Consider the following 18679-nt stretch of genomic DNA (forward strand, 5'->3'; position numbering starts at 1 on the left):
CTGATTGTGAGCGATGTATGAAACAAATTTTGAAACATTCGTTTGAGGCAGTGAGTTTACTGACCACAAATAACGGTATGCTTGATGTCACTATTGTGCCAGCATTTGACCAACCTGACTGGCTTATTCCAAGCAGCCTGATTTTGAGTGTGGATGATTATAATGAGCGCACGGCAACCTATGAATGGCAGCAGCAAAAGGTAGTAGTATGTCATCTGCTACCACAGGATCAAATGCCAGATACCATGATTGTATTAGAGGGCAATACTACCGATCATCGTTTAGCTTTACAAACGGCAGGCGAGCTGCACCAGCGACAAGTGCGTATTTCTGAGGTCAAAGATATTGACGTTCCTGAGCAATTTAACAGCTCTAAGCATGCCGATAATATAGACAGCGACAAAACAGCCCTACCTTTTGATGAAAACGTTATGCTATCCTATCTTTTCCAAACGGTTATGATTGATGATAAGGCTTATTTGGTGCCCGATTTAGACAAAATTGCGCATCAGTTGGTCGATTTAGACAGTTAGCATCTCGCTTATATCAGGGTTATTTTTCACTATCAGAGAAATAGGGTTATCCAATTACTTTGATGATTGCTAATCGTTGAATGAGTGGTTGTTTTGTCTATAACATTGATGATAGGTAATTAGTGATGAGGGTAATAGGACAGCTCATGAATAGTAGCAATTCAAATGTGTCAAAGTGGCCAGTCAGCAGCCGGATATTTCACTGGATCAGTGCAGTTTTACTGTTGGTTACGTGGATAATGATTCTGTTGTACGATAATCTGGATAACAATCTTTATATTGGGTTGCATAAAGCGTTTGGTATTAGTTTGTTATGTTGGATGATAGCACGGGTGCTTAATCGTGTATTTATTAAGGCGCCGCCACCTGTACCGATGCCAAAGTGGCAGTTATTAGCCTCTAAACTGTCGCATTTTGGCTTATATGCCTTATTAATTGCAATGCCAATAGCTGGTTTGCTGATGTCCGTTTATGGTGGACGCCCCGTCGATATTTTTGGCTTGTTTCAAATCCCTGTATTTGTCACACCAGATAGAGGGTTGGCACGCTTTTATAATGACCTGCATACTGATATTATTTGGCCGACCATTATTGCCTTCACACTTATTCATATCGGAGCTGCTCTATATCATCAGTTTGTCAAAAAAGACAATTTGATAGCGCGTATAAAATAATGGTATCAAAATAATCGTAGGCTGCTATAGGTAAACCTACTATTTCATGCAATATAAAAAAGCCCTAAGTCATGATACTTAGGGCTTTTTTGTTTTTCTAAGACAGCGCTTATTTTTTGTGTTCAGGTAGACTGATATTCATCTCTAATACGTCTAGGCTGTCCTCAGAACGATGATTGATATTCACATCATCAATCTGTACGCCATTGACGTATTTGTTGACCACTTCTAAAATCTCACGTTTCATTTTTTCGATACGATCAGCTGTTAAGCGGTTGTTTAAGCGATTTTCGCTCGCAACGATAACCTTAAGACGCTCAGTAGCCATATTAGCGCTACCTGCGCTACCACTGTCGTCAGTACCAAATAGGCTACTCCAAAATCCTTTTTTCTTCGTCATCATTGACCTCCAAACCAGCGCTGTAATAGACTCTTTTTCTTCACGTCAATATGACGTAGTGGGCGTTCTTCACCTAAGAAGCGGGCGACGATGTCATCATAACATTGACCAGCAACTGAATCGGTATAATGAATAACTGGCTCACCATGGTTAGATGCTTCAAGCACTGAGTGACTTTCAGGGACGACCCCAAGTAACGGAACTTTTAGGATATCATTTGAGATGGTATCAATGTCCATCATCTCGTTGGCGGCTGCGCGCTCAGCATTATAACGAGTAATAATCAAATGCTCACGTACAGAGCCTTGGTTTTCTTCAACCTTTTTGGTCTGGCTTTGCAAGATACCGATAATACGGTCTGAGTCACGCACTGAAGAAATCTCAGGGTTAGTGACGATGATCGCTTCATCAGCATGATACATGGCGAGTTGTGCACCGCGCTCAATACCAGCTGGTGAATCACAGATAATATAGTCGAACTGTTTAGACAGCTCAGACATGACCTCTGCCACCCCTTCGTCTGTCAGGGCGTCTTTATCACGCGTTTGACTGGCGGGTAGGATATACAAGTTTTCAAGCTGTTTGTCTTTGACCAGTGCTTGCGACAAGCGTGCGCTACCAGTGATGACATCAACAAAATCATAAACAATTCGGTTTTCACAACCCATGATTAAGTCTAGATTACGTAGACCCACATCAAAATCGATAACGACTGTCTTATAGCCACGCAATGCTAAACCTGCGGCAAAAGAGGCACTTGTCGTGGTTTTGCCCACACCGCCTTTACCTGAAGTGATTACAACTATCTTCGCCACAATGGCACACTCCTATGAATCAATGGGATATCTTTTATATAAAAAAATAGCGCAATTGCACATTATTCACATGCTATATATACACTACCTGCGAAGGTAGCCTAGCATAAATAAACAAAAATTTATAGCACGTCCATAGTAAAGCAGAAAAACAGCTTATATATGGATCACAAAGCGGTGCTACCTAGAATTTTCTGGTCAATATTGCCTATTGTGAATAATAAAATAGACGCTGACGAGTAGTGTAGATAGTGGCAGAGCTAGCGATTCATCATAGAACAGTTTTGTTAAATAAACTTACTATAATATTAAATGCGCTGTCTAAACGTCTACTATTGAGATTTTCTAATAAACGTTTTTTAATAAGCGTCATGTATGATGAAAATCGGCTTAGCCTGTCTACATTTATAAAAATCACGGACGCATTTATCGTTCTTAACGGCAAAAGATTTAAGCGTCATCCATTACCGTAAATACTAAGCCTTCACCTTCTACAAATCTTACTTGTACAGATTTGTCAATCACGTGCTCAGGTAAGTTGTCTCGTAAGCAATAAGTTCCCGCCACTGACACCAAAGAAGGGTTAAAAACTTGACAAAAAATACGAGCATCTTTGTCACCGGTAGCGCCAGCAACCAAGCGTCCTTGGGCACGACCGTAAACGTGCAAGCTATTATCGGTAATCGCTTCCGCTCCGCTATTGACACTATTGGTCAAAATCAAATCACCGCCCACGTGATTCAGGCTTTGTCCTGAGCGTAGCATTTGATCGTAAATTAGGCTGGTAATATGCTCAACGCTCATCAGTGTCTCTGCTGTGGCGTTTGCTATGGTTGTTTCTGTGTTTGACTCGCTGATGACTGCAGTATCATTGTTACTGTCTGAATTGGTGCTGGCTGATTCTGTATGTTTATGATCGGGAGCTTTACTTACTTGAGGTGCAGCTTTCTTGCTAGGTAAAATACGCTCAATACGTTTGCCATCAGCAGGGAAGATGGCCAATCGCTGTTCACGGGCTTGCGCATCTAGTGTGCCAGTCACGACGCCAATAGGCTGTAAGCCCCACGACCATAAAAGCTCTACCAATGCTGAGAGATCTTGTTCAACCTCGCTATCGATAAGGATGGGGATATTGCTAGATTTATTACTAAGCGTTGCGGCAAGCTGGGCGTCTATCTCGCTTAAATCATCTGTGCTAAATTGCAAACGTGAAAAAGTCAGCATTTTGCCATAAAATGCCAATGCTGGTAATGCTGGCGCGGCGATCGAGCCTTGGCTGTCGTTATCTGAAACTGTCATATATAAATCCTCAAGAGATAATTCTGTCGCTGTATTCACGGTGTTGTTTTTATTATCGAGTCATACCATTCATTTGCTTGCTAAGCCTAATGTTTTGTAGGCAGGGCGTGCTATTAGCAGTATGGATTATAGATGAAGCATCTCTTGATGCTTCCACTGCTGCACTTTTACCTGCGCTTCAAATTCTGTCAAACTGTCATTAATGATACTCGAAATCAAGGTATCTAACGCAGTATTATCCGTATCGATACTGGCAATGCCGTTGGCAATCGCTACCATCAATGAATCGAGGCGTTCGGGGTCTAGAAGGCGTTTATTGAGTGCGTAAACGACGTTTTCGCCTATATTGTGACCGATGTGTTGCAGCTGTGATTCAATCAAGCTACCGGCAATCGGTATCATGCGTAGGTAGCGACGCAGCTCAGGCGTATTGGCCAAACCCTCTTCAATAGCATTGCCCATCTCGCTGGCTAATATACTGCCGCCACCTGATGCTGCCGTCAACTCCTGCAGTTTTGGTGCTAGCTCTGTGCGCAGTATCGACAGCACTGCTGCCTCAATCTCGTTACGATTACGAGTTATCGTTGATTCAATGAAAGATTTATGCGTTTTAGGATCGGTCAGTTGCTGCCGAAAGTTTTGGATAGTCGTCAATATAACGCGGTCGGACAGCTCTTCTAGTAATAAGTCGATATAGAACCTAATCCGATTGATCCATGGCTGCGGCAGCACTTGGTAACCAAGCTGGTATAAGCGTCGCCCAATGATGACCGCTCGGAATAAACGTAAGGCACGCAGCTGCGGAAAGCACCCCAATACTTCATACCAATGTACAAAAGGAAAAAAGAACCAGCGATAGTAGACGTTTTGTTTAATCGCAATCGCCCAACGTAGCAGTAGCTCAAAAATCAAAAATAGGGTAAAAAATCCACCAGCGGTACGCAAAGGCTCATGTAAGGTATTTTGATACCAATTGAGAGCATCGCTAATACTGAGCCATCCTGCGGCATTGCTACTAAAGCTACTCATCAAGATAGCATCAATACTAATCAATAATAGATCGATACTGATGGCAATAATCATCACGATATCGTAAGTGAGTTTTAAGCGATTTGGCGTGGGTCGGTTTGGCGGTGGCAGCGTATTATCAGGCGGCTGATTGGATACAGGCGCTGAGTCTAGAGGCAGGCTAGTAGAAGAGGAAGCGGGCACAGTCAAACCTTATAAATAATAAATAACACGAAAAATAAGCGGCTCAAATAGTACAGGGCTATCAAGTCACTAACGGTCAAAAAGTCATGGGCTCATGACTATTCACATTATCAATGAATAGAGCCAAAAAACAACCCATCTTTCATTATAATTACGCATTATCATTTACGAGTTGGGATTTACAGTTAGCATTTTAAACAACAGCGCTCAATCATAGTTTTAAAACGACTTAAAGTAATTCACTGTTGTATGCCGTTGCTCTGTTAACGATGTCTCTAAGCATTCGGAGTTTTAGGGTTTGTTTCAAACTCAGCCAACATATCGGTAATACGCTGATCTTTTTGCTGCCAAATTTGCTCTACCCAATCAAACATTTGAGATTTTACCGCGTCATCAGTTTCGTAACCACCATTTTTAATACCGTTAAATAATGCATCAGGCATCTCAATATAACGCACATCGACGCCCAAACGCTTGATGTTGCCTTTCCACAAATCACTATAACTTGGCACACCATCAGGATAAACGATGGTCATATCTAGCATGCCATCGATGTCTTCGCCTAGCGCGTTAATGGCTAAAGATAGGCCGCCTGCCCGTGGCTTCAATAAATGAGTATAAGGAGACTGTTGCTTTGCATGTTTGGCTTTGGTGAAACGCGTGCCCTCTAAGTAATTTAACAAAGTAAAAGGTTTGTCTTTTAACAGGGCACAGGCGCGTTTGGCTTCTTCGATGTCTTTGCCTTGTAGAGCAGGGTTTTTAGCGACGGCTTCTTTAGAATGTCGACGCATCATTGGGAAGTCTAAAAAGTAAAAGGCTTGACCCACAATCGGAATGTAAATCAGTTCAAATTTGGTAAAAAACCGTGTCAATGGCAAGCGTTTTTCACTAATGTACTGCACGATACTGGTATCGACCCAAGACTGATGGTTGCTGACCAGCAAATATTTGCCATTGATGTGCACGTCATCGGGTAAGCTGATGCGCCAATCTTTACGTGGCAACATGTCATCGATCAAGGCACTATTACTACTGATCCAATAAGTCGCGATTTTGATGACCGCTTTGTCTGCGATAGGAGCACCAGTGATGACTTTGCCGACACCCATTAACCATAAGGGAATACTACCACCGAAGCTGTTGGCTGCAATAACCCCAGTCGCTGTCGCAAGTGAAACGGCTTTGCCTAATTTAGGGTTGCGTTCGTGTATTTTTCGAATAGTGGATGTCAATCGCATGCTAAATCCTTTTCGGTCAGTCTTATTAGTATATAAATGATTCATTGCCAGTTTTATTGCACAATTTTAGCAGAAACGGTTCAGAGTGTACGAGTGTAAACGTGACTTGTGATAACACCTTGCGCTAATGGATAGTTAACAGTGAGAACACAAACGTATCCAATCACTGTGAAAGTCTCATTAAATCATTCTGCACTTCTCATACACAGGTGTGACAAAATATTACACATGATTAGATTGTAATTGCCATAATAATGACGAGTGTATATTCAGCATGTAGATGGAATTAACAGAAAATATTTATAAAAAGCACACTTTGTCTATAATTTTTTAAACTTAAGAGGAAATATTATGCGTAATACATTAATGATTGCAGCAGTAGCGTCAGGTCTAGCTCTTAGCGGTTGTGCTACTGATCCAAACACTGGACAACAACGCTTGAACAAAACTGCCATTGGTACATTGGCAGGTGCTTTAGGCGGCGGTGCAATTTCAAAAGCAACAGGTGGTGATAACACAGGTCGCGATGCCGCGATTGGCGCAGCTTTGGGTGCTGGTGTTGGTTACTACATGGAGCGTCAAGCCAAGCAGCTTGAGCAGCAAATGGCTGGTACGGGTGTAACCGTTACGCCAAATGCGAATGGTAATATTGACCTAGTAATGCCAGGCAACATCACGTTCTCATTTGATGATGCTTCTTTAAACCCATCATTTAGACCAACGCTTGATAAGCTTGCATCAACGCTAAATGAGTACAACCAAAATACGATAACGGTTGCTGGTCATACTGATAGCAAAGGTTCTGATGCTTATAACATGAAACTATCACGCGATCGTGCTTACGCAGTAGCGAACTATTTAAGCGCACGCGGTGTAGCTTCTAGCCGTATCAATGTCGTCGCTTATGGTGAGTCTCGTCCAGTTGCTGATAACAGCACCGAGTATGGTCGTCAGCAAAACCGCCGTGTTGAATTAACCATCAATGCGCCAAACAACGTACGTTAATTCATACGATGGTTTAGCTGTCATTATAGTGTTGAAAAAGGTCAGTGATAAACTGGCCTTTTTTTATGCCTGATATTTAGATTTCAAATTCAAAATAATTTTAGGCATCAGGATTCCGTTATCTTTAAATCAATATTAAAATATTTTTGGTGTTTTTATTTATAAAACAATCGTTAGCTAAATGGTTATATTAATATTAATTAAATATTGATAATGATTATCAATAACACTATAATTTACAAAGCTTTGTTATTGTGGCGATACTAGGGTAGGTTCTCAGTTCATTTGAGGCTTTTCTAAATGGACTAAAAATAGCTAAACTTTGTCTAATAGTGTCAAATTCTGGTCGATATTTTGATATTATGGGTGCTGTTTTTCTCCTTTAACTGTCATTCATCTCATTTTTATCAGCATTATTTAAAATGAGGATATGCCCTAATGCTCTTTATTCAAAGTCCATTTTCTTTTGCGATACTTTTTGAGGATATGTATGACGATTACCACAGTAACGAGCCGTAAGATTTTACCAACTACTTTAGCTGCTGCGCTTGCAGGGTTGTTAATGGTGTCGGGTTGTACCAAGCAAGCCAAGGAAGACACGGACACTACCGCCGATACGCAAACAGCGGCGCAAGACACAACCGCTGTAGATACGACGAAACTATCAGCGGTTGATCAAGCTTATACCGATAGACTGATGATCAGCTATGCCAACATGGCGCATGCGGCTTATAAAGATTCGCTAGATACTGCTAAAGCCTTGCAAACGGCAGTAGAGACCTATGTGACAACACCAACCCAAGCAAACCTTGATGCGGCAAAAGCGGCGTATAAAGCAGCGCGCCAGCCGTATTCGCAAACTGAGATTTTCCGTTTTGATGAAGGCTTTGTGACAGCCAATGATAAACGAGCACTCGGCAGTATCGATGGTTGGGAAGGACAGGTAAATGCTTGGCCACTTGATGAGGCGCTGATTGATTACGTTAGTGATGGTTATGAAGGTGAATACAATAGCCAAGACAATATTATCAATAGCGATAGCATTACGGTCGGTAGTATCAAACAAGATACCAGTACTATCACTCCTGAGCTATTAGCAGAAATGAATGAGATTGGTGGCAGTGAAGCCAATGTGACGACCGGCTACCATGCGATTGAGTTTATGCTGTGGGGACAAGATAACAACGGCGTTGGCGAGGGTGCAGGCAATCGTCCAGTGACAGATTATGTGACTGAAGCGGGTCAATGTACCAGTGGTGAGACGGTCAATGAAGATGCTGGTATATGTGAGCGTCGTGGCGCGTTCTTAAAAGCCGCGACTCAATTATTGGTTGATGATTTGACTGCAATGGAAGCTGAGTGGCAGCCTGAGAGTGAGAATACCTTACGTAGCGACCTGATGGCTCGCAAATACGATAATGGTCTACGCCAAATCATGTATCAAATGGGCAGCTTAGCATTGGGTGAGCTTGCTTCTGAGCGTATACAGGTTGCGTTTGTAACGGGCTCTACCGAAGATGAGCACGAATGCTTCAGTGATTTGACCCATCTAAGCTATGCCAACAATGCCCGTGGTATCCAAAATGTCTTTAACGGCAACTATAAGACAGTCGCTGGTAAGAGCGTTGGTGGTTATGGTGTTAAAAACTACCTCGTCGATACTAACAACAAAGAAGCGGCTGATAAATTGGCGACTGACTTTGCTAAGGTAGAAGCCGCCTTTAATGTGATCGTTGAAAAAGGTGAAAAAGAAGGTATCAAAGTTGATCAAATGATTGCCACCGCTGGTCAAGTAAGTAAACAAGGTATTTCAGCTGAAGAGCAAAATACCCGTCGTAGCTGGATTGAAAATAGTATCACTAGCTTACAAGAGCTGACTGCTGGTATCGAAAATGCGGCAAAAGCGGTCGGTATTGACAATTTAGATGCTGACGCAGGTTCGCAGTTTTAATTGCTCATTAATCTACTGGCTTAACAGCAAGCATAGCAGTGATTGACATAGCATTATCGACATAGTATTAATCGATAATGCCTGACAAGTCGTTATAAGCTAATGAGAATTATTTTCATGGAAAAGTAATTTAGGTATAATACACACGTTGTCGACTACCGTTGGCGGCGTGTTTTTTTTACCATATTAAAATAGCCTGATAGGTCAGTACATCGCTGTACCTTATCGACTAGAAGTGAAACACTTTATAGCATGCGATTTTAATGGTTCTAGATTAGAACTAAGGTACTCTTTATGAACACCATGATGAACACCACAAATATCTTCAAAGCCAAAACCCCTACCTCTTTTTATGCGTCTTTTGTCAGCAAAACCACCCTGTTAAAGCCAATGCTTGGTATTCTATGTGTGCTATCCCTTAGTGCTTGTCAGCCAACGGACGGTGTGTCTGATGATATTTCTGAAAACGAAAAATCTGCCATTAATAATGGTGACAACCCAACGCTAACACCTGAACGCCTCCAAACCATCGAAACGCTCGCTGGCGTACCAATGCAGCAATTGGCAAGCTTTGATCCGCAAGAGGTCAAGCAAGGTGGCGATACAGGAATCAGTATTAGCAGCGCTGAGAGTTACTCTAAACCTTCATCAAACTTGACGGCATCACGAAAAGGGCATTTTTTTATTGGTAATGCGTTCTTTCGGCAGCCGTGGGTGATTGCCCCTGCCAGCACTGACAGCCGCGATGGTCTGGGCGCATTGTTCAATGTTGCTGCCTGTCAGTCGTGCCATGTCAAGGACGGTCGCGGTCATGCGCCTATGACTAGTGATGACGATGCCGATAGCTTGCTTATTCGCCTTGCGATGCCAGCGACCACCGATGAGCAGCGTCAGCAACTGCAAAACTCACTTATCGAAAAAGTCGTTCATCCTATGTATGGTGGTCAGCTACAAGATCGAGGCATCCAAGGTGTGCCTGCTGAAGCCAGAATTGCGGTGCAGTGGACAGACAAGCCCGTTACTTTTGCAGATGGTCATATCGAAACATTGCGGGCGCCCACCTTTAATTTAACCAAACCGGGTTATGGTGCATTTGATGATGATTTGATGGTGTCGCCGCGAGTGGCTTTACCGATGATTGGGCTTGGATTACTTGAGCAAATACCGGATGAAGCGATTAAAAAACAAGCGGTTGATAATAAAAACAGTACGAATGGCGATATCAGTGGCAAGTTCAATTGGGTCATGGATCCACAGACTGGCAAGCATGCCCTTGGACGCTTTGGCTGGAAAGCAGGGCAAACCAAGCTTATCACCCAAAACCAAAGTGCTTTTAATGAAGACATGGGCTTGACCTCAAATATCCGTCCTCATGAATCCTGTATGCCGACACAGACGGCTTGTATGAATGCGACGACTGGGGCTGATGAGCAAGGCAATGGTAAGTCGCCCGTCGAAGTCAATGATGAAGTGGCTAAGTTTGTGGAGTTTTATACGCGAAATTTGGCAGTACCGCATCGGCGTGATGCTGACGATACGCTAGTGCTAGCGGGCAAAAAACGCTTTTATGATATGGGTTGCCAAAGTTGCCATACACCAAGATATCAGTTGCCAAAAACCGACGATGACCATCTTGAGCAGCATGGACAAGTGATTTATCCTTATACGGATTTGCTATTACATGACATGGGTGATGATCTTGCCGATCGCACGATTGCTGGAAAATTACCCGCAAAAAATATCCAAGTTGAGTTTTTAGCCAATTCTTATGAATGGCGTACGCCTGCTTTATGGGGCATTGGTCTGGCGCAAACGGTCGATCCACAAGCAACATTTTTGCATGATGGTCGCGCCCGTACGTTGATGGAAGCGGTGTTATGGCACGGCGGTGAAGCCCAAAAGCAACAGCAAAAAGTACTCAAACTCGACAAACAAGGTCGTTCTGAATTGAATGCGTTCTTACAGTCATTATAGAGATAAGGTCATTTATCTATGCTAAATGACTGAGTGATAACTGAGAAAGTAAGTGTTGATAAGGTTATCCGCCCAATCAAACACTAGAGACTAGAGCTTGTAAAGATTAGAATTTAAACCATTATTGATAATAATATTGAGAAATTTATGAAAATAAACCATGCTTTAGCGATGGCCTTATCGGCCTTAAGCGCAGGCTTGCTGATCAGCTGTGTTAAACCGGCTGATGACAATAAAGCGCCAGAAGCAGATAGCCAAAAAGTTGCGCAAGACAGTGCGGCATCTACCAGCGCTGCAGAAAAAGATAGTAGTGGAGATAAAATTACCGCTGTCGATATTAGTGCCGAGACTGAAAAGACCTATTTGACCCATGTGGCAAATGATATTGTCATTCCAGCCTATGCGGATGCCGCAAAACAGAGTGATTTATTGCATGATTTGGCACAAAAGCATTGTCAGCAAGCACCAGTCAGCGGTGATGAGCTGCAAGCACTGCGCGATCAATGGCTAGTGCTGGCACAAGCATGGGCAGGCGCTGAGATGATTAACTTTGGTCCAGCGACCGCCAGCATGAGTAATTTATATATCAATTACTATCCTGATGAGCGCGGTCTGGTACACAGTGGCGTTGCCGATCTAATCGCTGCCAATCCTAAGCTCACCGCCGAGCAATTGGCTAACGAGAGTGCCATCGTGCAAGGGGTGCCAGGATTAGAAGAAGCGTTATATGCCAATGACAGTCTAGATGCTGCTCAATGTGCTTATGTGATGAGTGCAAGCAGTGCTTTGAGCACGCGCCTAAAAGATATTGAGAAAAACTGGCAGCAAAATGCCACTAATCTATTAGCCATTGATAAAACGGCTGATAGCGATCAAGGATTGAATCAATGGTTTAATTCTTTACTCTCGTTGGTTGAGACCATGAAGTCTAATGCCATCGATCAACCGTTAGGCTTAACAGGAAAGGCAAAAGGTCATTTGCCAGCCGCTACCGCAGAGCAAAGCCGTGCCATTATCAATGCTAAATTGGCGACATTGAATGAAGCACTGACGGATCCCGTTTTGACCGCTATTTTGGGCAGCAATAATGAAAATGAAGTCGCGGATAACTTATCGACCGCGCTTGCTGATGCCACTACACTATTAGCGCAAATGCCAGAAGACTTAGGGACTGCCGATAAAGCCACTCAACAAGAGCTGTATGATCACCTCACAACTATTACACGTCTTATTAAGCGCCAATTGATTCCGGCGCTGGGTATCCGTGTGGGCTTTAACAGTACTGATGGCGATTAAAAAATGCACTCTATCGATACTAATACAGCAAATAAATTACAGCCGCAGCCAGAAGATAAGCAGTCTAATAATGAGCTGCTGGCAACATCAGCATTGACGATGCTTTCTACTATAATGGGTACCGTAGCGCTTGTCGGTATTCATCATCGTTATCGCAAGCAGCGTCAGCCTGATGCCCGCTTGCAGGATTATGTCGTAGGCATACGTTCGCAGTTGCAGTCGTTAACCTCTACACCAACACCCCAGCTAGCACGGTTTAGTTACGCTTGTCAGCAAGCCGCTACTGCATGGCAACACGCTTATCATTTATCGCTAGATGATAAGAATAATACCAACCATCATAGTGTCGCTGACTTTAGCGCGGCACATACCACCACCGTATTGACGCGACCCATTTGTTGGGTTAGCGGCGTGGCGTCTATGCCAAAAAATAGCGCCTTAGCAAATGATGATCAGCGTGCTGACAATGATTTTGGTGTGGTCGGTATTGATGCTGATCGACAAATCGTTTGGCAAACGACCATGCCTGAACGTGTCCATGATATTGTCGTTCAGCCTGTGCTTAGTGATCAAGATAGTACGATGAAGAATCATAGCAGTCGTGACGTCGTGGTGATGGGGCGCCGTCCGAGCGAAAAATTCTGGGTGCTTGATACTGCGACAGGACAAGTAAAATTCGCCATTAACGCTGCAAACAACCGTCATTTTTATGGACACGCTTGTTATAGCCTAGACGGTGAATTGCTGTATGTGACCGAGAATGACACCATAAGTTTGGATGGTAAAATCGGTATCTACGATGCTTACGATAATTATAAAAAAATAGCAGAGTACAACTCGCATGGTATCGGTCCGCACGAGCTGATTATGCATCCTGATAGCGAGACGTTGGTGATCGCTAACGGCGGTATCAAAACCGAGCAAGCGTCGCGTGAAGAACTAAATTTAGACAGTATGCGTCCATCATTGGTTTACGTTAATCGTCATACTGGCGCTTTACTTGAGCAGATTATGCCTGAGCACAATCAAATGAGCGTGCGACATTTAGCCATGCATGATGATGGAACGGTGATGATAGGCATTCAATTCCAAGGTGAGAAGCATATTAATGTACCGTTAGTATTGACCCATAAATGCGGTGATACTGATTTTAAAGCGCTCATTATGCCCAATGATCAATGGCAGCGCTTTCATCAGTATATCGCCAGTGTAGCGGTCGATAGTGCACGTAACCTACTATGCGTGACCACACCAATTGGCGGCTGTGCGGCGATTTTTGACTTAAATACTCGTGCATTGATTGATGATGTTAGCCTGCCAGATTGTGCGGGTACAGCAGTATTATTTAATAATAATACTGAAAAAGCAGAAGATAATAATGAGCAATCAGGTTTTATCGTTAGTGATGGGCAAGGTCAATTGACCAGATTAACGGTCAATGATTTATCTATAGCAAACTCAGACATCGTCACTACAAATGAAGCTATCGTTAAAGACAGTCAATGCCATATGATGTCTTTTGATAATCATCTGCAAGCGCTATGAGCATGAATGTGCCGCCAGCATATCAGTCTATTTTATTAGAAAAAGCGATACAGTATTTGGCGCAAGCAGATATCGAACTGCATATCAGCAAAAAGCGGGTAAAAAATATCAATTTCCGCTTAAAGCCACATCAATTACTGGTATCTGTACCACTATTTATTAGCCCAGCCCAAGCTGCGCAGGCTGTGATGAAGCGCGTGTCATGGGCGATAGCAAACCATCCGCAAGTATTAGAGCAGTATAAACGGCAACAACTTGCTTTAGCGCAAGCTTCAACTGCTGATAGTACCTTGCCATTGTGGGGTGTAGAGCAATCGTTCACCCTAAACCATGATGAAAAACTTGCCTATTATCGGCAACATCTTTCTGAAGCGATACCTGCATTATTTGCAAAGTGGCAACCGATTGTCGGTGCGACAGCCAATGAGATACGCCTAAAAAAAATGCATACGCGTTGGGGCAGTTGCAATACTCGCGCACGGCGAATTTGGTTGTCTGTGTATCTGCCTGCTTATCCTATTGCGTGCACCGAATATGTCATCGTCCATGAGCTGTGTCATTTACATCATGCCAATCATAGCCGTGCCTTTTGGCAAACGGTCGCAACCGCAATGCCAGATTATCAGCATTGGCACAATATGCTGGCAGGGAAGACTAGAAAATTAGATTAAACGATTTCTCTAAATAATATCCATAATCGTAAGGCATGTCCTCATTTTTATCACCATCTTTAAAATGAGACACGCTCTAATAAGCCTGATATGATAAGACATAACGATATAAATCGTGTCGTTTAAATAATAATTTTGTCTACAGGGATGTCATATGGAAAACGTCAATCAAGCGGAATTTTGGCAGCAGCGTTATGAGCAAGACAGTATCGGTTGGGATATGGGACAGGTATCGCCACCGCTCAAAGCTTATATTGACCAACTGCCCGAATCTGCCAAAGAGCAAGCGATTCTGGTGCCGGGTGCGGGCAATGCATACGAGGTAGGTTACCTACATGAGCAAGGATTTACCAATGTCACCTTGGTTGATTTTGCCCCAGCGCCGATTGCAGCATTTGCTGAGCGTTATCCTGACTTTCCAGTTAAGCATTTAATCTGTGCCGACTTTTTTGAGTTATCGCCTGAGCAGTATCAGTTTGATTGGGTGCTTGAGCAGACGTTTTTTTGTGCGATAAATCCATCACGCCGTGACGAGTATGTGCAGCAGATGGCAGCGTTACTAAAACCGAATAGTAAGCTGATTGGTTTGCTCTTTGATAAAGACTTTGGACGAGAAGAACCACCGTTTGGCGGCACAAAAGCTGAATATCAGCAGCGTTTTGAGCAGCATTTTGATATTGAAATCATGGAGCCAAGCTATAATTCACATCCTGCACGGCAGGGTAGTGAGCTGTTTATTAAGATGCGTGTAAAAGCGTGATTTCGTGCTCAATATTTTTTCTAGCCTGTTTTTCTAACCGTTCATAGTAATAATCTGTCAGATAAAGCGTTGGATGCGCCAGTAATTCTTTTAATACGGCCATGCGTCCGACGCGATAATCGTCATCTGAGACATGCGCATACTCTTGGCGTACGGCGTGAGCATACTGTTCATACTCCGACCAATATGACCCTAAAATACTTAAGTCCATATCTAGTAAATAAGCGGCATCGCTGTATTCTTCTCTCTCTTTGGTTTCGTTTGACCATTTGTCAATTTGATGACTAGCCGTCATCATAATCAACGCGTAGATATGTTGGCATTGCTCCGCATTTAAATAACCAGTTAATGACTCTACTGCATATTCTGCACTTTTAAGCTCGTTATCTGAGCGCGTCGGTTCATATATCACATCATGATACAACAGTGCTAACGCAATGATATTCGGCTCATGCAAATTATCCTTAACCTGCTCAAACTGCCCAAACAACTGCTGAATATGCTGCAAGCTATGATAAGCACGCTGTGGCTCGTTATAACGCATGGCGATATCTTGCCAAAGTATGCTCACTTGCTCTAGCGTGATATGGTTACACATAGCAGATAAATGCTGCGTAAAAATCGTACCAAGCTCAGTATTTAGTTGCGACAAATCGTCCATTGTTAACCTTCGTTTGATAACTGCTGGCAATTTACAACCAACAGATTATTCTTTATTAGCAGCATCTTCAAATGCTTGCTTAAACACTTTACCTAATAAGTTGACGTCATCGACACGGGCATAATTTAGACGGGTGACAAAAGCAATATGGCGGTGTGGCCCTTTTTCTGCTAATGGTACGGCTACCGCATTTTGGTTCTGCAGATGCAGCTGGTCGAGCGCCATTTCTGGCACCAATGTCGTTCCCATATTGGCAAGTGCCATTTGAATCAGGGTGTTTAAGCTAGCATCTGAAAAGCTTGATTTCATCTGTGCACGGTCAAAATGACAGACAGACAGGGTTTGATCGGTCAAGCAATGCCCTTCGCCGAGCAGCATGAGGTTGGCGGTAGCCAGCTCATCAGCGTTGATGGTCTTAAGCTTGGCATGCACATCATCTTTTGGGAATACGGCAAAGAAATCCTCGCTCCAAAACTCAAAGCTGTGCAAACCATCGACTGCATAAGGCAGCGCAATAATAGCCGTATCAATATGACCGTAACGCACTTGCTCTAGCAAACGCTCCGTTTGTTGCTCAACGATGGTCATACGAAATTCTGGATAATTGGCTCGCAGGGCAGGCAATACTTTTGGCAGCAGATAAGGCGCAATCGTTGGAATGATACCGACAGTCATCGGATACGCCAGCGGCGATTGATGGCTATGGGCGCGTGTGGTCAAATCATTGACTTCAGAAAAAACTCGCTGCGCCCGCGTTAAAATGTCTTCACCAATAGGGGTAATCAATACTTGCTTATTGTTACGCTCAAAAATCTGCGTATCCAGTTGCTTTTCTAACTCGGCAATACCCAAGCTCAGTGCCGATTGCGAGATATTACAGTCTTCTGCTGCACGTTTGAAGTGACGGTGCTTGGCCACTGCTAAAGCAAACTCAAGTTGACGTAAAGTAATCATAAAACCTCTCTATTAATGGGTTTTTAACGTGATATATTATGCTGATTCATTTGGTGTACCAATTCGATATCCAAACTCGATGTCATCTTAACGTAACCTAACGGCTGTATAGTGACTGACGCATGCTCTATAGTGGCTGATGCATAATGCACTGATGATAAAAAGTAGAGAGAATAGTTTAACAAGTTTAATAAAACAAAACATCACATTAAAAACTTTTAACTGGATTAACGATAGAATTCGCGTATAGTTTGTCAGGTAGCCCAAAGCAGTAAAGGCTTAATAGAAACAATCATACCAAGAAATTTCAATTAACTTAACTATCAATCAACTATAAAGGAGCCAATCATGGCGTCTATTATCAATCAAGAAATCCCAGAATTTTCAGCTGATGCGTACGTTAATGGTGAATTCAAAACCATCACTTCAGAAGATGTAAAAGGCAACTGGGCAATCTTTTTATTCTACCCAGCTGACTTTACCTTTGTTTGCCCAACTGAACTTGAAGACATGGCGGCTCATTACGACGAACTTAAAGGTTTGGGCGTAGAAGTATACTCAGTATCAACTGACACTCATTTCACGCATAAAGCATGGCATGATTCTTCAGACGCAATCGGCAAAGTACAGTATCCAATGATCGGCGATCCTACTGGTAAAATCACACGTGGCTTCAACGTTATGATCGAAGAAGCTGGTCTAGCTGAACGTGGTACGTTCTTAGTAGATCCAGATGGCTTGATTCAAGTTGCTGAAATCCATGCTGGCGGTATCGGCCGTAGTGCAAAAGATATGCTACGTAAAGTAAAAGCAGCACAATACGTTCGTGAAAACGATGGCGAAGTTTGCCCAGCAGCTTGGGAAGCTGGTCAAGAAACGCTAAAACCAAGTCTTGATCTTGTTGGTAAAATCTAACTCTTGATTTAACGAACTGGCTCAATACTTTAGATATTTGTAGTGCTGTATATCTTACTTTGAGTTAAATCAGCATTATAAATGAAGACCCCATCAGCATAAGTTGATGGGGTCTTTTTATGTCATTTATCAATAAATTTTTTTATTCATGCGTCGTGATAATAAGTGAAGCGCTAAGCATGAGATTGTAGTTTATTTTTATCAATTATCTTATAAATCTCATCTTTTAAATGCAGTTTTCGTCGTTTCATCAGTTCAATTTCTTCATCGCGACTGGTGTGTGTCACCAAGTTTTTATCCAACTGATTAATCTGCTGATCTAGCTGAGTATGCTCATCAAAGATCGTCGCAAAATGACTGTCTTTTAGCTTAAGCTCAGCAATAATGTCTTTGTTATCTTGCCATGTATCAGTCTTTCTCATGTTGTCATCCTTGTTATGAAGCGCAAGCTTGTAGTAAGCATCCGCGCATGGTCGTAAGATTGTTTTGATGAATTGCTATGATTTTGAGACTTGATTTTATTAAGCCAAAACACTATTTAGCTCAATATGGATAAGACCTAATAGTAGCAGAAAGCTTCTTTGATAAACTTGCATAAAAGACAATCTGCAACGAGGGAAATAAGAGTTTTTCCTATTAGCCTCATTTGATTGTAGCGAAAAAACAGCCTTGTTACCATGAGAATAATCTAGATGTGTATTGAAATTTAATTATAAATAATAACTAATGATTGGTTTTATAAAACATAAGGTTTGAGTTTCTCAGCTTGCCGAAAC

Annotated in this window: 18 protein-coding genes; 10 read left to right on the forward strand and 8 right to left on the reverse strand. The window is 42.6% G+C overall.

Annotated elements, in window-relative coordinates; all coding sequences use genetic code 11:
• The first annotated feature begins 17 nt into the window (after positions 1–17).
• Positions 18–533 (forward strand): hypothetical protein, encoded by a 516-nt coding sequence (locus tag I3252_RS01910; RefSeq protein ID WP_238034038.1) that lies wholly within the window; start codon positions 18–20, stop codon positions 531–533.
• 146 nt (positions 534–679) lie between these two features.
• Entirely contained in the window at positions 680–1207 is a 528-nt protein-coding gene (locus tag I3252_RS01915) for a cytochrome b (RefSeq protein ID WP_055124766.1), read from the forward strand.
• A gap of 109 nt (positions 1208–1316) precedes the next feature.
• Here the strand turns inward: I3252_RS01915 and minE are convergent, their stop codons facing one another.
• The 5 genes from minE to I3252_RS01940 all read right to left on the reverse strand — a co-directional run bounded on the left by minE (position 1317) and on the right by I3252_RS01940 (position 6171).
• Complete coding sequence (minE, locus tag I3252_RS01920; protein ID WP_055124765.1) at positions 1317–1607, reverse strand: cell division topological specificity factor MinE; 291 nt, start codon at positions 1605–1607, stop codon at positions 1317–1319.
• Entirely contained in the window at positions 1607–2422 is an 816-nt protein-coding gene (minD, locus tag I3252_RS01925) for a septum site-determining protein MinD (RefSeq protein ID WP_045444058.1), read from the reverse strand. The genes minE and minD overlap by 1 nt, the downstream gene beginning before the upstream one ends.
• 450 nt (positions 2423–2872) lie before the next feature.
• A complete protein-coding gene (minC, locus tag I3252_RS01930; RefSeq protein WP_238034039.1) occupies positions 2873–3721 on the reverse strand; it encodes a septum site-determining protein MinC in 849 nt (282 codons plus the stop codon).
• 126 nt (positions 3722–3847) lie between these two features.
• Positions 3848–4933 carry a hypothetical protein gene (locus I3252_RS01935; protein WP_238034040.1) on the reverse strand — a complete coding sequence of 362 codons (1086 nt, stop codon included), beginning with the start codon at positions 4931–4933 and terminating at the stop codon, positions 3848–3850.
• 275 nt (positions 4934–5208) lie between these two features.
• Entirely contained in the window at positions 5209–6171 is a 963-nt protein-coding gene (locus tag I3252_RS01940) for an acyltransferase (RefSeq protein WP_238034041.1), read from the reverse strand.
• A gap of 351 nt (positions 6172–6522) precedes the next feature.
• Between I3252_RS01940 and I3252_RS14245 the strand changes: the two genes are divergently transcribed.
• From I3252_RS14245 to I3252_RS01980, 7 genes are all read left to right on the forward strand, one after another.
• On the forward strand, positions 6523–7176 hold the full coding sequence (locus tag I3252_RS14245; RefSeq protein ID WP_055124860.1) for an OmpA family protein: 654 nt from the start codon (positions 6523–6525) through the stop codon (positions 7174–7176).
• Positions 7177–7666: 490 nt separating this feature from the next.
• Positions 7667–9127: an imelysin family protein gene (locus I3252_RS01955; protein WP_238034042.1), complete on the forward strand. Its 1461-nt coding sequence runs from the start codon at positions 7667–7669 to the stop codon at positions 9125–9127.
• A gap of 294 nt (positions 9128–9421) precedes the next feature.
• The gene (locus I3252_RS01960) at positions 9422–11101 is read left to right on the forward strand and encodes a di-heme oxidoredictase family protein (protein WP_238034043.1); all 1680 of its coding nucleotides are present in this window, start codon (positions 9422–9424) and stop codon (positions 11099–11101) included.
• Between the two features lie 147 nt (positions 11102–11248).
• A complete protein-coding gene (locus tag I3252_RS01965; RefSeq protein ID WP_238034044.1) occupies positions 11249–12397 on the forward strand; it encodes an imelysin family protein in 1149 nt (382 codons plus the stop codon).
• A gap of 3 nt (positions 12398–12400) precedes the next feature.
• A complete protein-coding gene (locus I3252_RS01970; RefSeq protein ID WP_238034045.1) occupies positions 12401–13942 on the forward strand; it encodes a DUF1513 domain-containing protein in 1542 nt (513 codons plus the stop codon).
• A 2-nt stretch (positions 13943–13944) separates the two neighbouring features.
• Entirely contained in the window at positions 13945–14613 is a 669-nt protein-coding gene (locus tag I3252_RS01975; protein ID WP_238034121.1) for a M48 family metallopeptidase, read from the forward strand.
• Between the two features lie 154 nt (positions 14614–14767).
• Positions 14768–15373, forward strand: a complete 606-nt coding sequence (locus I3252_RS01980) for a methyltransferase domain-containing protein (RefSeq protein WP_238034046.1) — start codon at positions 14768–14770, stop codon at positions 15371–15373.
• On the opposite strand, the gene I3252_RS01985 is transcribed toward I3252_RS01980, so the two are convergent.
• Together I3252_RS01985 and I3252_RS01990 are read right to left on the reverse strand one after the other, a co-directional pair.
• Entirely contained in the window at positions 15351–16034 is a 684-nt protein-coding gene (locus I3252_RS01985) for a hypothetical protein (RefSeq protein ID WP_238034047.1), read from the reverse strand. The genes I3252_RS01980 and I3252_RS01985 overlap by 23 nt on opposite strands.
• Positions 16035–16079: 45 nt before the next feature.
• Complete coding sequence (locus tag I3252_RS01990; RefSeq protein WP_238034048.1) at positions 16080–16988, reverse strand: hydrogen peroxide-inducible genes activator; 909 nt, start codon at positions 16986–16988, stop codon at positions 16080–16082.
• Between the two features lie 348 nt (positions 16989–17336).
• On the opposite strand from I3252_RS01990, the gene ahpC reads away from it, so the two are divergent.
• Entirely contained in the window at positions 17337–17903 is a 567-nt protein-coding gene (ahpC, locus tag I3252_RS01995) for an alkyl hydroperoxide reductase subunit C (RefSeq protein WP_110924014.1), read from the forward strand.
• Between the two features lie 173 nt (positions 17904–18076).
• On the opposite strand, the gene I3252_RS02000 is transcribed toward ahpC, so the two are convergent.
• Positions 18077–18325 (reverse strand): DUF465 domain-containing protein, encoded by a 249-nt coding sequence (locus tag I3252_RS02000; RefSeq protein WP_045444089.1) that lies wholly within the window; start codon positions 18323–18325, stop codon positions 18077–18079.
• Between the last annotated feature and the right edge of the window lie 354 nt (positions 18326–18679).

Source organism: Psychrobacter sp. Ps4 (assembly GCF_022129285.1).
GTDB classification, from domain to species: domain Bacteria; phylum Pseudomonadota; class Gammaproteobacteria; order Pseudomonadales; family Moraxellaceae; genus Psychrobacter; species Psychrobacter immobilis_A.